At 64.3% G+C, this 14,049-nt stretch carries 12 protein-coding genes; 4 read left to right on the forward strand and 8 right to left on the reverse strand.

Annotation, left to right across the window (positions count from 1 at the left end; translation table 11 throughout):
- Positions 1-19 precede the first annotated feature (19 nt).
- Complete coding sequence (locus tag TQ98_RS25950; protein ID WP_044873206.1) at positions 20-1,693, reverse strand: EAL domain-containing protein; 1,674 nt, start codon at positions 1,691-1,693, stop codon at positions 20-22.
- Between the two features lie 255 nt (positions 1,694-1,948).
- Here TQ98_RS25950 and rep point away from each other — a divergent pair, with 255 nt between their 5' ends.
- Both rep and TQ98_RS25960 read left to right on the forward strand, forming a co-directional pair.
- A complete protein-coding gene (rep, locus tag TQ98_RS25955) occupies positions 1,949-3,961 on the forward strand; it encodes a DNA helicase Rep (protein ID WP_044873207.1) in 2,013 nt (670 codons plus the stop codon).
- A gap of 45 nt (positions 3,962-4,006) precedes the next feature.
- Complete coding sequence (locus tag TQ98_RS25960) at positions 4,007-4,579, forward strand: xanthine phosphoribosyltransferase (RefSeq protein WP_044873208.1); 573 nt, start codon at positions 4,007-4,009, stop codon at positions 4,577-4,579.
- Positions 4,580-4,861: 282 nt separating this feature from the next.
- Here TQ98_RS25960 and TQ98_RS25965 read toward each other — a convergent pair whose 3' ends face one another.
- From TQ98_RS25965 to dadA, 5 genes are all read right to left on the reverse strand, one after another.
- Positions 4,862-5,284 (reverse strand): c-type cytochrome, encoded by a 423-nt coding sequence (locus tag TQ98_RS25965; protein WP_103103098.1) that lies wholly within the window; start codon positions 5,282-5,284, stop codon positions 4,862-4,864.
- Between the two features lie 133 nt (positions 5,285-5,417).
- Positions 5,418-5,966, reverse strand: a complete 549-nt coding sequence (locus tag TQ98_RS25970; RefSeq protein WP_044873211.1) for a cupin domain-containing protein — start codon at positions 5,964-5,966, stop codon at positions 5,418-5,420.
- A gap of 198 nt (positions 5,967-6,164) precedes the next feature.
- Positions 6,165-7,232, reverse strand: coding sequence for an alanine racemase (gene alr / locus TQ98_RS25975; RefSeq protein ID WP_103103099.1), 1,068 nt, complete (start codon positions 7,230-7,232; stop codon positions 6,165-6,167).
- A gap of 67 nt (positions 7,233-7,299) precedes the next feature.
- Complete coding sequence (locus TQ98_RS25980; RefSeq protein WP_103103100.1) at positions 7,300-7,653, reverse strand: RidA family protein; 354 nt, start codon at positions 7,651-7,653, stop codon at positions 7,300-7,302.
- Positions 7,628-8,926, reverse strand: coding sequence for a D-amino acid dehydrogenase (gene dadA / locus TQ98_RS25985; RefSeq protein WP_044873213.1), 1,299 nt, complete (start codon positions 8,924-8,926; stop codon positions 7,628-7,630). The genes TQ98_RS25980 and dadA overlap by 26 nt, the downstream gene beginning before the upstream one ends.
- Positions 8,927-9,084: 158 nt before the next feature.
- On the opposite strand from dadA, the gene TQ98_RS25990 reads away from it, so the two are divergent.
- Both TQ98_RS25990 and TQ98_RS25995 read left to right on the forward strand, forming a co-directional pair.
- Positions 9,085-9,573 (forward strand): Lrp/AsnC ligand binding domain-containing protein, encoded by a 489-nt coding sequence (locus TQ98_RS25990; protein ID WP_016495366.1) that lies wholly within the window; start codon positions 9,085-9,087, stop codon positions 9,571-9,573.
- Positions 9,574-9,671: 98 nt separating this feature from the next.
- Positions 9,672-10,994, forward strand: a complete 1,323-nt coding sequence (locus TQ98_RS25995) for an FAD-binding oxidoreductase (protein WP_044873214.1) — start codon at positions 9,672-9,674, stop codon at positions 10,992-10,994.
- Between the two features lie 94 nt (positions 10,995-11,088).
- Here the strand turns inward: TQ98_RS25995 and TQ98_RS26000 are convergent, their stop codons facing one another.
- Entirely contained in the window at positions 11,089-12,240 is a 1,152-nt protein-coding gene (locus TQ98_RS26000; protein ID WP_044873215.1) for an MFS transporter, read from the reverse strand.
- A 128-nt stretch (positions 12,241-12,368) separates the two neighbouring features.
- Positions 12,369-13,862 (reverse strand): aldehyde dehydrogenase, encoded by a 1,494-nt coding sequence (locus TQ98_RS26005; RefSeq protein ID WP_044873216.1) that lies wholly within the window; start codon positions 13,860-13,862, stop codon positions 12,369-12,371.
- Positions 13,863-14,049: the final 187 nt, after the last annotated feature.

A 14,049-nucleotide genomic window follows, 5' to 3' on the forward strand; every position in this document is an offset into this window, starting at 1 on the left:
CAACGGAGAGCCTCCGCCGTCAGGAATCCTGGCTGACGAACAGCGACTGGCGGGTGCCGAATACCAGGAAACGCGCCAGTTCGGCCAGGGGCAGGGGGCGGCTGATCCAGTAGCCCTGGGCCTGGTCGCAGCCGAACTGGCGCAAGAGCGCCAGGTGCTCGGCGCTTTCCACGCCCTCGGCCACCACGCCCAGCTTGAGGTTCTGCGCCAGGTTAATCATCGCCTTCACCAACTGGCGGTTTTCCGGCCGGTCGTGCATGCCGCCGACGAAGCTCTTGTCGATCTTCAGCAGGGCGATGGGCAGGCTGTTGAGGTGGACGAAGGACGAGAATCCGGTTCCGAAGTCGTCCAGGGAAAAGCTCACCCCCAGCCGGCCCAGGGCCTCCATGGTCTGGCGCACTTGTTCACTGCGGCGCATGACGGCGGTTTCGGTGAGTTCGAATTCCAGCCAGCTGGCGTCGACGCCGCGCTCGTGGATCAGCCGGCTCAGGGTGGAAAGCAGCTGGCTGTCCTGGAACTGGCGGAACGACAGGTTCACCGCCATGTGCAGCGGCGGTAGGCCGCGTCCACGCAACCACTGCATGTCCCGCAGGGCGCGGGAGATCACCCAGTAGCCGAGCGGCACGATCAGGCCGCTCTCTTCGGCCAGGGGCACGAATTCATTGGGGGTCAGCAGGCCGCGCTCAGGGTGGCGCCAGCGCACCAGGGCTTCCAGGCCGAGGATGTTGCCGGTCTTCAGGCACAGGCGCGGCTGGTAGTGGAGTTCCAGTTCATCGCGACGCAGGGCGCGGCGCAGCTCGCCTTCCAGGTCGGCCAGGCTGCGCGCGCTGCGGTTGATGCGTTCGTCGAAGATGTGGAAGGTGCAGCCCTGGCTGGCCTTGGCCTGCTGCATGGCGATGTGGGCGTGCCACATCAGCGGGTCGGCGCTCTCGCTGGCTCGGCAATGGGCGATGCCGAGGCTGCAACCCAGCAGCAGGCTTTCGCCGTCCACCTGGTAGGGCTCGCCCAGGGCTTCGACGATGGCTTCGGCCACGCGCTCGGCGCGGGCCGGGTCGCGACGGGTGTCCAGCAGGAGGGCGAATTCGTCGCTGCCCAGGCGCGCCAGCTGGTCGCCGGCACGCAATTGTCCCTTGAGCCGCGCCACCACCTGCATGATCAGGCGGTCCCCGGCCTGGTAGCCGAGGGCATCGTTGGCATGGCGGAAGTTGTCCAGGTCCAGGTGACCCAGGGCCAGGCCGCGCCCCTGGTACTCCACCAGGCGGGCGGCCAGCAGGGTCTGGAAGCCCTGCCGGTTGGCGATGCCGGTAAGCGGGTCCTGTTCGGCGAGGTGTTCCAGCGCGCTCTGCAGATTCCGCCGCTCGCGGACGTGGCGCAGGGTGCGGCGCAGGACGTCAACGCCCAGGTGTTCGCGAACGAGCCAGTCGCTGACGCCCTGGGGCGCTTCGTCAGGCTCTTCTTCCAGCAGCAGGATGATCGGCAGCGGGCAGCGTCCGGCGGACGGGAGCAGGCGTGGGGTGCAGAGAACCAGGGCGCAGCCCAGGTCGTCCACCAGACCGGCGGCGGCATCCCAGGAGCCGGCGGTAATCAGGGAGGCAGCGCTGCCCATCGCGGTCAGGAGTTCGCGAAGCAACTCGGCCCAGGCCGGCGTTTCGGCCAGCAGGAGCATGCGCAAGGGCTCGACGAGCGCTGACAAATGACCTCCCCGGGGTCACAGATTCTGCGGTGCATCGGCGCCTGGCTGCGCCTTTTCGGCGTTGTTCTTTCCAGGCGTCGCTGCGTGGCCATCCCAGACTCATGGTAGACGGCGGGACCATCGTACCGGCTGTCAGGAATTTTCCAAGGAAAACCCGCTGGCAACAGGGGCTGCGTCACAGTTGCCCAGAGGTACTTCGGTACAGCCCGGCCGGCCTGCTAGAATGCGCGGCCATTCGCCTCTATCCAACCCAGCATGTCCCGACTCAATCCCCGGCAACAGGAAGCCGTGAACTACGTCGGTGGTCCCCTATTGGTGCTCGCCGGCGCAGGCTCCGGCAAGACCAGCGTGATCACCCGCAAGATCGCCTACCTGGTGCAACAGTGCGGGATCCGCGCGCAGCACATCGTCGCGGTGACCTTCACCAACAAGGCGGCGCGCGAAATGAAGGAGCGCGTCAGCTCGCTCCTGCGCGGCGGCGAGGGCAAGGGCCTGACGGTGTCCACCTTCCACAACCTCGGCCTGAACATCATCCGCAAGGAGCACTCGCGCCTGGGCTACAAGCCGGGGTTCTCGATCTTCGACGAGTCGGACATCAAGGCGCTGCTCACCGACATCATGCAGAAGGAATATGCCGGGGATGATGGCGTCGACGAGATCAAGGGCTACATCGGCAACTGGAAGAACGACCTGATCCTGCCGGAAGAAGCGCTGGCCAAGGCGCGCAATCCGAAGGAGCAGACCGCCGCCGTGGTCTACATGCACTACCAGCGCACGCTCAAGGCGTACAACGCGGTGGACTTCGATGACCTGATCCTGCTGCCGGTGAAGCTGTTCCAGGACAACCCGGACATCCTGGAAAAGTGGCAGCACCGCGTGCGCTACATGCTGGTGGACGAATACCAGGACACCAACGCCAGCCAGTACCTGCTGGTGAAGCTGCTGGTGCAGCACCGCGCCCAGTTCACCGTGGTGGGCGACGATGACCAGTCGATCTACGCCTGGCGCGGCGCCCGGCCGGAAAACCTGATGCAGCTCAAGGAGGACTTCCCCTCCCTGAAGGTGGTGATGCTGGAGCAGAACTACCGCTCCACCAGCCGCATCCTCAAGTGCGCCAACATCCTCATCGCCAACAACCCCCACGTGTTCGAGAAGCAGCTGTGGAGCGAGATGGGCGTGGGCGATCCGATCCGGGTGATCCGCTGCCGCAACGAGGATGCCGAGGCCGAGCGCATCGCCATGGAAATCCTCACCCTGCACCTGCGCACCCAGCGGCCGTACAGCGAGTTCGCCATCCTCTACCGGGGCAACCACCAGGCCAAGCTGATGGAGCTGAAGCTGCAGCACCATCAGATCCCCTACCGGCTTTCCGGCGGCACCAGCTTCTTCGGCCGCCAGGAAGTGAAGGACCTGATGTCCTACTTCCGCCTGCTGGTGAATCCGGACGACGACAACGCCTTCCTCCGGGTCATCAACGTCCCGCGCCGGGAGATCGGCTCCACCACCCTGGAGAAGCTCGGCAACTATGCCACCGAGCGTGGCATTTCGATGTATGCCGCCAGTGACGAGATGGGCCTGGCCGAGCACCTGGACAGCCGTTATTCCGATCGCTTGCAGCGCTTCAAGCGCTTCATGGACGGGGTGCGCCAGCAGTGCGCACAGACCGATCCCATCGCCGCCCTGCGCAGCATGGTGATGGACATCGACTACGAGAACTGGCTCCGCCAGAACGCCTCCAGCGACAAGGTCGCCGACTTCCGCATGGGCAACGTCTGGTTCCTCATCGACGCCCTGAAGAACACCCTGGAGCGCGATGAAGAAGGTGGCATGACCATCGAGGAAGCCATCGCCAAGCTGGTGCTGCGGGACATGCTGGAGCGCCAGCAGGAGGAAGAGGAAGGCGCCGACGGTGTGCAGATGATGACCCTGCACGCCTCCAAGGGCCTGGAATTCCCCTATGTGTTCATCATGGGCGTGGAGGAGGAAATCCTCCCCCACCGCTCCAGCATCGAAGCCGACACCATCGAAGAAGAACGCCGCCTGGCCTACGTGGGCATCACCCGCGCGCGGCAGAACCTGGCCATGACCTTCGCCGCCAAGCGCAAGCAGTACGGCGAAATCATCGATTGCTCCCCCAGCCGCTTCCTCGAGGAACTGCCGCAGGAAGACCTGGAATGGGAAGGCATGGAAGACGCCCCCGTGGAAGTGAAGGCCGCGCGCGGCAACACGGCCCTGGCGGACATCCGTGCCATGCTGAAGAAGTCGTAACTAAAGCACCCCGGCGCAGACCGGGCTATCAACGAGGGTAAGGGCGTGGAAGCGCTGAAACAGAAGATTCGTGAAGAAGGCATCGTACTGTCCGAGCAGGTATTGAAGGTCGACGCCTTTCTCAACCACCAGATCGATCCACGCCTGATGCAGCAGGTGGGTCATGAGTTCGCCGAGCGCTTCAAGGGCCAGGGCGTTACCAAGATCGTGACCATCGAAGCCTCCGGCATCGCTCCGGCGGTCATGGCGGGCCTGGAGCTGGGCGTGCCGGTGATCTTCGCCCGCAAGTTCCAGTCGCTGACCCTGAAGACCGACCTGCTGATCTCCAAGGTGTTTTCCTTCACCAAGCAGACCGAAAGCACCATCGCCATCTCGGCCCGGCACCTGACCGCTGCCGACAATGTGCTGGTGATCGACGACTTCCTCGCCAACGGCCATGCGGCCAAGGCGCTGATCGACCTGATCCGCCAGGCGGGCGCCAGCGTCGCCGGCATCGGCATCGTGATCGAGAAGTCCTTCCAGGAAGGCCGGAGCCTGCTGGAAAGCGAAGGTTATCGCATCGAGTCCCTGGCGCGCGTGGCCTCGCTGGCCGATGGTCAGGTGAGCTTCGTCGACTGAGTTCGGACCGGTCGTTCCGTCGTTTGCGGATGGACCGGGTGATGGGTATCGCAAGGAAATGAATTCAATCGGGAGATGGCGCGCACCGCGCATGGCCAATGCCCCCGCGCCAATGTCATCGGTGCGCACAGCACACCCTACGGTCCAGTTTCGTAGGATGGGTGGAGCGGAGCGATACCCATCGATGGCGGTCGACCATGGCGCTCACTGCGACACCAGGTCGCAGCGAGCAAGCATAAAAAAAGCCGCCCGAGGGCGGCTTTCTTGTCGATGGCGGCGTGATTACAGGCCGGACATCTTCTTGATGGTGGCTTTCAGCTCATCATCGGTGCAGTCAGCGCAGGTGCCTTTCGGCGGCATGGCGTTGAGGCCGGAAATGGCCTTTTTCAGCAGACCGTCGACACCGCCATCACGGCCGGCGCGCTCTTTCCAGGCAGCGCTGTCGCCGATCTTCGGAGCGCCTAGCACTCCAGCGGTGTGGCAAGCGCCACAGTGTTTGGCAATGATGTCGTCCGGCGTGCGAGCACCGCCGCCAGCGGCAGCAGCGATGGCGCCGACACCTTTGCATTCCTGACCCTGTACACAGACCTCGCCTACCGGCTTGATGCGCTCGGCGATCGCGTCGTCGGTCGCGGCCTGGGCGCTAACAGCCCACAGAGCCAATACGGCAGCGTGAGCCGCCAGCATCTTCTTGATTAGGTTCACCCTTACACCCTCATCGTGGCTAGTTTCGCCCGCGGCCACGGTTTCGCGAGCGGGGGCAAAGTATATACGGTTACTCCGTCGCGCTGAAACAACCCAACTTGCCGCAGGGATATGGGCGGGACGGGGTAGGAATTCAGAAATTGGCCGGCGTGGTGGCGCTGATCAGGCGTGCCGGGGCATCGAACGGATTGCGGAAGCGGTGCGGCTTGCTGCTTTCGAAGTAGTAGCTGTCGCCTGGTTCGAGGATGTAGACCTCGCTGCCGATGGTCAGCTCCAGTCGGCCTTCCACCAGCATGCCGGCTTCTTCGCCGTCATGGGCGTACATCTCGTCACCGGTGTCGGAGCCCGGTGGATAAGTCTCGTCGAGGAAGGCCAGAGCGCGGCTGGGATGGGCCTTGCCCACCAGCTTCATGGTGATGGCGCCACTGCAGATATCGGTGAGTTCGGAAGCCCGGTAGACCACCTGGACCTGGTTTTCCTGTTCCAGGTCGAGGGAGAAGAACTCCACGAGCGACATGGGGATACCCCCAAGCACCTTCTTCAGCGAGCTGATGGAAGGGCTGACGCTGTTCTTCTCGATCATGGAAATCGTGCTGTTGGTGACACCCGCGCGCTTGGCGAGCTCACGCTGGGACAGGCCTTTCAGCTTACGGATGGCTTGCAGTCGAACACCGACGTCCAATGGCGGGATCCTCCTCGGGATCAGGGGTGGTCACGGTCGCCGTATCATGGCAACAGCGTTCAGTATTTACAACACTTCGGCTGTCGATACCGCGCGAACTTTACCCTTCCCGGGAGAAAACCGGAAATCATTGGAAAACGTGCCTGAAACATCGGCGAAATGATCATTTTCCTGATCATTTCGCCGTGAAATTCGGGATCAGCTGTAGACGAGCGGCACCCGGCGCAGGTTGCAGAATATCTGGTACGGAATGGTGCCCGCATGAGTGGCCACGTCGCTGGCCAGGACTTGATTGCCCCAGAGCTCCACTCGACTGCCCAGGCCCGCATTCGGCAGGTCGGTGAGGTCGACGGTGAGCATGTCCATGGAGACGCGGCCAATCAGCCGGCTCGGCTGGCCGTCGATGGTCACCGGAGTACCGGTGGGGGCATGGCGCGGGTAGCCGTCGGCATAACCCATGGCCACCACGCCGACGCGGGTCGGGCGCTCGGTGACGAACTTCGCGCCGTAGCCAACCGGCTGGCCGGCGGGCAGTTCGCGCACGCTGATGATCTTCGATTCGAGGGTCATCACCGGCTTCAGGCGTTCGGCCAGGGGGTGGGCCACTTCGAAAGGCGTGGCGCCGTAGAGCATGATGCCCGGGCGTACCCAGTCGCTGGGCACCTGCGGCCAGCCCAGCACAGCCGGCGAATTGCGCAGGCTGACCTCGGCCTCGAGACCGGCGCGCGCCTGTTCGAATACCGCCACTTGCTCGGTGCTGCTGTCGCAGTCCAGCTCATCGGCACGGGCGAAGTGGCTCATCAACACGATCTTCTCCACCTTGTCGCTGGCCGAGAGGCGCTGCCAGGCGTCGCGGTACTCGGCCGGGTGCAGGCCGACGCGGTGCATGCCGGAGTCCAGCTTGAGCCAGACGGTCAACGGCTTGCGCACAGTGGCGCGCTCGATGGCCTCCAACTGCCAGGTGGCGTGCACCACGGTCCAGAAGTCGTGTTCCTGGATCAGTTCCAGTTCTTCAGCTTCGAAAAAGCCCTCCAGCAACAGCACCGGCTTGCGGATGCCTGCCGCGCGCAGCTGCAGCGCTTCCTCGATGCAGGCCACGGCGAAGCCATTGGCCTCATCTTCCAGGGCCTGGGCGCAGCGCACCGCACCGTGTCCGTAGGCATCCGCCTTGACCACGGCCAAGGCCTTGGCGCCGCTGATTTCGCGGGCGAGGCGGTAGTTGTGGCGCAGGGCTTCGAGATCGATCAGGGCACGGGCGGGACGCATGGCGAGGACTTCTTCTAATTGATCGGGTGGAAAAAACCCGGCACGAGGGCCGGGCTGAGCAAGAAACTTAGGGAAGCGCGGCGACCACCGTCATCTCCACCAGGACGTCGGGCGAATACAGCTTCGCCTCGACACAGGCACGGGCCGGGGCGGCGCCCTTCGGTACCCAGGCGTCCCACACCGCGTTCATCGCGGCGTAGTCGGCCTCCATGTCCTTCAGGTAGATGGTCACCGACAGGATGCGGCTCTTGTCGGTGCCTGCCTCGGCCAGCATCGCGTCGATCGCGGCGAGGGTTTCACGGGTCTGCTGGCCGACGCCCGCACTGTGCTTTTCGTCCAACTGGCCGGCCAGGTAGACCGTGCCGTTGTGGATGACGATTTCGCTGTAGCGGGTTTCAGTGCGCAGGCGCTGGATTGACATTGTTCGGGCTCTCCTTGGAATTGCCATAACGGAAGATGTCCAGACCTTCGGCGCTGATCTGCGGACGCTTGCGCGCCATCAGGTCGGCCAGCAGGCGGCCGGAGCCGCAGGCCATGGTCCAGCCAAGGGTACCGTGTCCGGTGTTGAGGAACAGGTTGCGGAACGGAGTGGCGCCCACGATCGGGGTGCCGTCCGGAGTCGCCGGACGCAGGCCGGTCCAGAACACGGCCTGGGACAGGTCGCCACCTTCCGGGTAGAGGTCGGCGGTGATCATTTCCAGGGTGTCGCGGCGCGCCGGGTTCAGGTCCAGGTTGAAGCCGGTGATCTCGGCCATGCCGCCCACGCGGATGCGCTTGTCGAAGCGGGTGATGGCGACCTTGTAGGTCTCGTCGAGAATCGTCGAGGTCGGAGCCATGTCCGGATTGGTGATCGGCACGGTCAGCGAATAGCCCTTGAGCGGATAGACCGGCGCCTTGATGCCCAGCGGTTTGATCATCTGCGGGGTGTAGCTGCCGAGGGCGAGCACGTAGCGGTCTGCGGTTTCCAGCTTGCCGTTGATCCACACGCCGTTGATGCGGTCGCCGGCGAAGTCCAGACGCTCGATGTTCTGGCCAAAGCGGAATTCCACGCCCAGCTTCTCAGCCATCTCGGCGAGGCGGGTGGTGAACAGCTGGCAGTCGCCGGTCTGGTCGTTGGGCAGGCGCAGGGCGCCAGCCAGCTTGTGCTTGACGCTGGCCAGGGCCGGTTCGACGCGGGCGATGCCGTCGCGGTCGAGCAGCTCGTACGGGACGCCGGAACGCTCGAGGACGGCGATGTCCTTGGCGGCGGCGTCTACCTGGGCCTGGGTGCGGAACAACTGGGTGGTGCCGAGGGCGCGGCCTTCATAGCTGATGCCGGTTTCAGCGCGGAGCTCGTCGAGGCAGTCGCGGCTGTACTCGGACAGACGCACCATGCGCTCCTTGTTCACCGCATAGCGGGCGGCGGTGCAGTTGCGCAGCATCTGCGTCATCCACAGGTACTGGTCGATGTCGCTGGTGGTGCGGATGGCCAGCGGTGCGTGCTGCTGCAGCATCCATTTGACGGCCTTCAGCGGCACGCCGGGCGCCGCCCAGGGCGATGCATAACCGGGGGAAACCTGACCAGCGTTGGCAAAGCTGGTTTCCATGGCCACGGCGTTCTGGCGGTCGACCACGACCACCTCGAACCCCGCCTGGGCCAGGTAATAGGCGCTGGTCGTACCGATCACACCACTGCCAAGGACCATCACTCGCATGTCTGTCTCCATTCGCAGCGGGGAATTCGCTGCGTTTGTTATTTTGAGCGTCAATGGCGCGCAGTATAGGAAGACAGCCCCAGTGATATTCACTATATAGATAGCTATATTTGGCGATAAATCTCGGCTGAATGGGCTTCAACGGAGGGGCATCCACCATGCGTACGCAGCATCAATCCCGTCGTGAATTAGACAAGATAGACCGGAATATTTTACGAATCCTGCAGGAAGACGGCCGGATATCCTTTACCGAGCTGGGAGAGCGCGTAGGCCTGTCCACCACGCCCTGCACCGAGCGCGTCCGCCGCCTGGAGCGCGAGGGCATCATCCTCGGCTACAACGCCCGGCTGAATCCGCAGCACCTGAAGGCCAGCCTGCTGGTGTTCGTGGAAATCAGCCTGGACTACAAGTCCGGCGACACCTTCGAGGATTTCCGCCGCGCCGTGCTCAAGCTGCCCCATGTACTGGAATGCCACCTGGTGTCGGGTGACTTCGACTACCTGGTGAAGGCGCGGATCAACGAGATGGCCTCCTACCGCAAGCTGCTTGGCGACATCCTGCTGAAGCTGCCCCACGTGCGCGAATCCAAGTCCTACATCGTCATGGAAGAGGTGAAGGAATCGCTGAATCTCCCGATTCCTGACTGATTTGTTACGCGCGTCCCGCCCCCCTTGGCAGGCCATGGGGTTCGTCTTATTCTGCCCGGGCGTTGAATTTTCCACACAATAAAATCAGGATTTCGCACATGAACGCCCGCGTTCGCATCCCGGTGCATACCGATCAGCACGCCCCCTCCTACTACGCGGCGACGGCCAACCGTCGCATCGACTACCCGCCCCTGGCGGGAGAGGAGCTGGCCGATGTGTGCATTGTCGGTGGCGGATTCTCCGGGCTGAACACGGCGATCGAACTGGCCCGGCGCGGCCGCAAGGTGGTGCTGCTGGAAGCCCGGAAGATCGGCTGGGGCGCCAGCGGGCGCAATGGCGGGCAGTTGATCCGTGGCGTCGGCCACGGCGTCGAGCAGTTCGAGCCGGTGATCGGCGCCGAAGGCGTGCGCGCCCTGAAGCTGATGGGCCTGGAAGCGGTGGAGATCGTCCGCCAGCGCGTCGAGGAATTCTCCATCGCCTGCGATCTGACCTGGGGCTACTGCGACCTGGCCAACCGCCCGCGCGACCTGGCCGGCTTCGCCGAAGATATGGAAGAACTCAAAGGCCTCGGCTATCGCCACGAACTGCGCCTGGTACAGCCCCACGAGATGCGCACTGTGGTGGGCTCGGACCGTTATGTCGGCGGCCTGATCGACATGGGTTCCGGCCACCTGCATCCGCTCAATCTGGTGCTGGGTGAAGCCGCTGCAGCCGAGTCCCTCGGCGTTCGCCTGTTCGAAAACTCCGCAGTGACCCGCATCGACTACGGTCCCGAGGTGAAGGTGCACACCGCCCGTGGACACGTGCGGGCAAAGACCCTGGTGCTGGGCTGCAACGCCTACATGAACAACCTGAACGCCACCCTCGGCGGCAAGGTGCTGCCCGCCGGCAGCTACGTGATCGCCACCGAGCCGCTGCCCGCCGACCTCGCCCACGAACTGCTACCGCAGAACATGGCGGTCTGTGACCAGCGCGTGGCCCTGGACTATTACCGGCTCTCCGCTGACAACCGCCTGCTGTTCGGCGGCGCCTGCCACTATTCCGGGCGCGACCCGGCGGATATCGGCGACTACATGCGGCCGAAGATGCTCAAGGTCTTCCCGCACCTGGCGAATGTCCGCATCGACTACCAGTGGGGCGGCATGATCGGCATCGGCGCCAACCGCCTGCCGCAGATCGGCAAGCTGCCGGATCAACCCAATGTCTACTTCGCCCAGGCCTATTCCGGCCACGGGGTGAACGCCACTCACCTGGCGGGCAAGCTGCTGGCCGAGGCCATCTGTGGTGAGCAGAGCACCGGCTTCGATGTCTTCTCCAAAGTGCCCCACATCACCTTCCCCGGCGGCCGCCACCTGCGCTCGCCGCTGCTGGCCCTGGGCATGCTGTGGTACCGGATGAAGGAAGCGGTGGGGATCGTCTGATCCCCGCTAGGTTGGCCGTTCCGCTGCGATGGGTTTCGCTTCGCTCGCGGAACGCCGCCCGACCCATCCTACGAAGAGCCGGTGAACGGTGTGCTCAATCGGGGACAGTCTCGGCATCGTCCTCGAACAGCTCGCGGCTCCAGGCCAGCCAGACGAATCCGGCGGCGCCAATGGCCATGATCAGCGGCAGGGCGTGACCGCTGATCCACTGGCTCGCGGCGCCGGTGAGCAGCGGCCCGATCAGGCAGCCAATACCCCAGAGCTGGGCGACATGGGCATTGGCCCGCACCAGTTCGTCGTCCCGATAACGCTCGCCGATCAGGATCAGCGCCAGGGTGAAAAGCCCGCCGGCGCTGGCGCCGAACAGCACCCAGAGCGGCCAGATCAGCGGTGTGTGCAGCAACAGCGGCACGCCGAGACTGCTGAGCAGCAAGGTCAGGCCACAGGCGCGGAACAAGTTGCGCCGGGACATGCGGTCGGCCAGCCAGCCAATGGGCAATTGCAATGCGGCGTCGCCCACGACCACCACGCTGGCCATCAGCAGGGCCACTTCCTGACTGAAGCCCTGACGCAATCCATAGATCGGCAGCAGGGTCAGCATCATGGCCTCGAAGGCGGCAAACAGCGCCACGGCCCAGGCAATGGTGGGCAGACGCGAGCAGAATGACCAGAGCCCGCGACCCGAGGCGCTGTGGGCATCGACGCTGGGCGCGCCGGTGCGACCCAGGAGCATCAGCGAACCACCCACCAACAGGCCGGTGCCGGTCCAGAAGCCGAGGTCATTACCGGTGCCCAGGGCACTCAACAGCAGCGGACCGGACAACTGGCTCAGGGCGTAACCCGTGCCATAGAGGGCCACCAGGCGGCCGCGCCACTCCTCCACCGCCAGTTGGTTGATCCAGCTTTCACCGAGGATGAACACCACCGTCAGCGCGACGCCGATCAGCAGCCGCAGCACCAGCCAGATCGGGTAGACCTGCACCAACGCCAAAAGCGCCACCGACACCGCCCCCACCAACATGCACAGCTGCATCGAGGCCGTGGTGCCCAGCCGCGCCGCCAGGCGCCCCGCCACGACGGCGCCCAGCAACACCCCCACTGCCGGAGTCGCCGCCATCACGCCAATGGCGAAGCTGTCGTAGCCCCAGCTTTCCAGCCGCAGCGACACCAACGGCATGGTCACGCCCAGGGCGAGGCCGATGCTGATGACTGCGCCACAGACGGCGAAATAGGTTCCCCAACGCATCGCCCATGTCCTCCCTTTCCGTGTGGGGCAAAGCAAAAAAGGCCGGGCTCCATAACTGGAAACCCGGCCGCAGGCGTGGCTCGCAGAGCCGGCCCCTCGAACCGCGAGGGGCGGACCTCAATGTGGGATCAGAGCTTGATCCAGGTGGACTTCAGCTCGGTGTACTTGTCGAACGCGTGCAGCGACTTGTCGCGGCCGTTGCCGGACTGCTTGAAGCCGCCGAAGGGCGCGGTCATGTCGCCGCCGTCGTACTGGTTGATCCAGACGCTGCCGGCACGCAGGGCCTTGCCGACCAGGTGGGCGCGGGACAGGTTGTTGGTCCAGACCGCAGCAGCCAGGCCGTAGATAGTGTCGTTGGCGATGGCGACGGCTTCTTCTTCGCTGTCGAAGGCGATGACCGAGAGCACCGGGCCAAAGATTTCTTCCTTGGCGATGCGCATGGCGTTGCTCACGCCGTCGAAGATGGTCGGCTCGACGTAGGTGCCGCCGGTTTCTTCCATCACGCGCTTGCCGCCGGCCACCAGTTTGGCGCCGTCGTCATGGCCGGCCTGGATGTAGGACAGCACGTTGTTCATCTGGGTAGTGTCCACCAGGGCGCCGACGTTGGTGGCCGGGTCCAGCGGGTTGCCCGGTTTCCAGGCCTTGATGGCCTCGACCACCATGGGCACGAATTTTTCCTTGATGGAGCGCTCTACCAACAGGCGCGAACCGGCGGTGCAGACTTCGCCCTGGTTGAAGGCGATGGCGCCGGCAGCGGCTTCGGCAGCAGCCTGCAGGTCCGGGGCGTCGGCGAACACGATGTTCGGGCTCTTGCCACCGGCTTCCAGCCAGACGCGCTTCATGTTGGATTCGCCAGCGTAGACCATCAATTGCTTGGCGATCTTGGTGGAACCGGTGAACACCAGGGTGTCCACGTCCATGTGCAGGGCCAGGGCCTTGCCCACGGTGTGGCCAAAGCCCGGCAGCACGTTGAACACGCCAGCCGGGATGCCGGCCTCGATGGCCAGTTGGGCGATGCGGATACCGGTCAGCGGCGACTTTTCAGACGGCTTGAGGACGATGGAGTTGCCGGTGGACAGCGCCGGGCCGAGCTTCCAGCAGGTCATCAGCAGGGGGAAATTCCACGGCACGATGGCGGCGACTACGCCCACCGGCTCGCGGGTCACCAGGCCCAGTTCGTTGTGCGGGGTGGCGGCGACTTCGTCGTAAATCTTGTCGATGGCCTCACCGCTCCAGCGGATGGCGCGGGACGCGGACGGCACGTCGACGCTCAGCGAGTCGCTGATCGGCTTGCCCATGTCCAGGGTTTCCAGCAGGGCGAGCTCTTCGGCGTGGGCATCGATCAGGTTGGCGAAGCGAATCATCACTTCCTTGCGCTTGACCGGAGCCATGCGCGACCAGACGCCAGACTCGAACGTGGCGCGGGCATCTTTCACGGCCAGCTCGGCGTCGGCCAGGTCACAGCTGGCAACCTTGCCCAGCAGGCGGCCGTCGATCGGGCTGATGCAGTCGAAGGTCTCGCCGGAAACGGAACCGGTGTACTCGCCATGGATGAAGGCGCGGGTCTCGATCTGCACGGACTTGGCGCGCTGTTCCCAATCTGCTCGGGTCAGGGTGGTCATTGGAGCTTTCCTCTTATTAGAAGAGTGCCGCCAGCTCAGGCATGCACTGTCAAAAATTCTGCAAGGCCGACCTATGAATGGCCATCCTCGCAACCCTAAACCAGACGGGCTAGCCTTTTCAATATATTTGACAGATTTCCGTCAAACGCCCTTGTCATGTTCAATTTATTAAACATAGACTGCGCCA

It is taken from the genome of Pseudomonas sp. LFM046 (genome assembly GCF_000949385.2).
Lineage (GTDB): Bacteria > Pseudomonadota > Gammaproteobacteria > Pseudomonadales > Pseudomonadaceae > Metapseudomonas.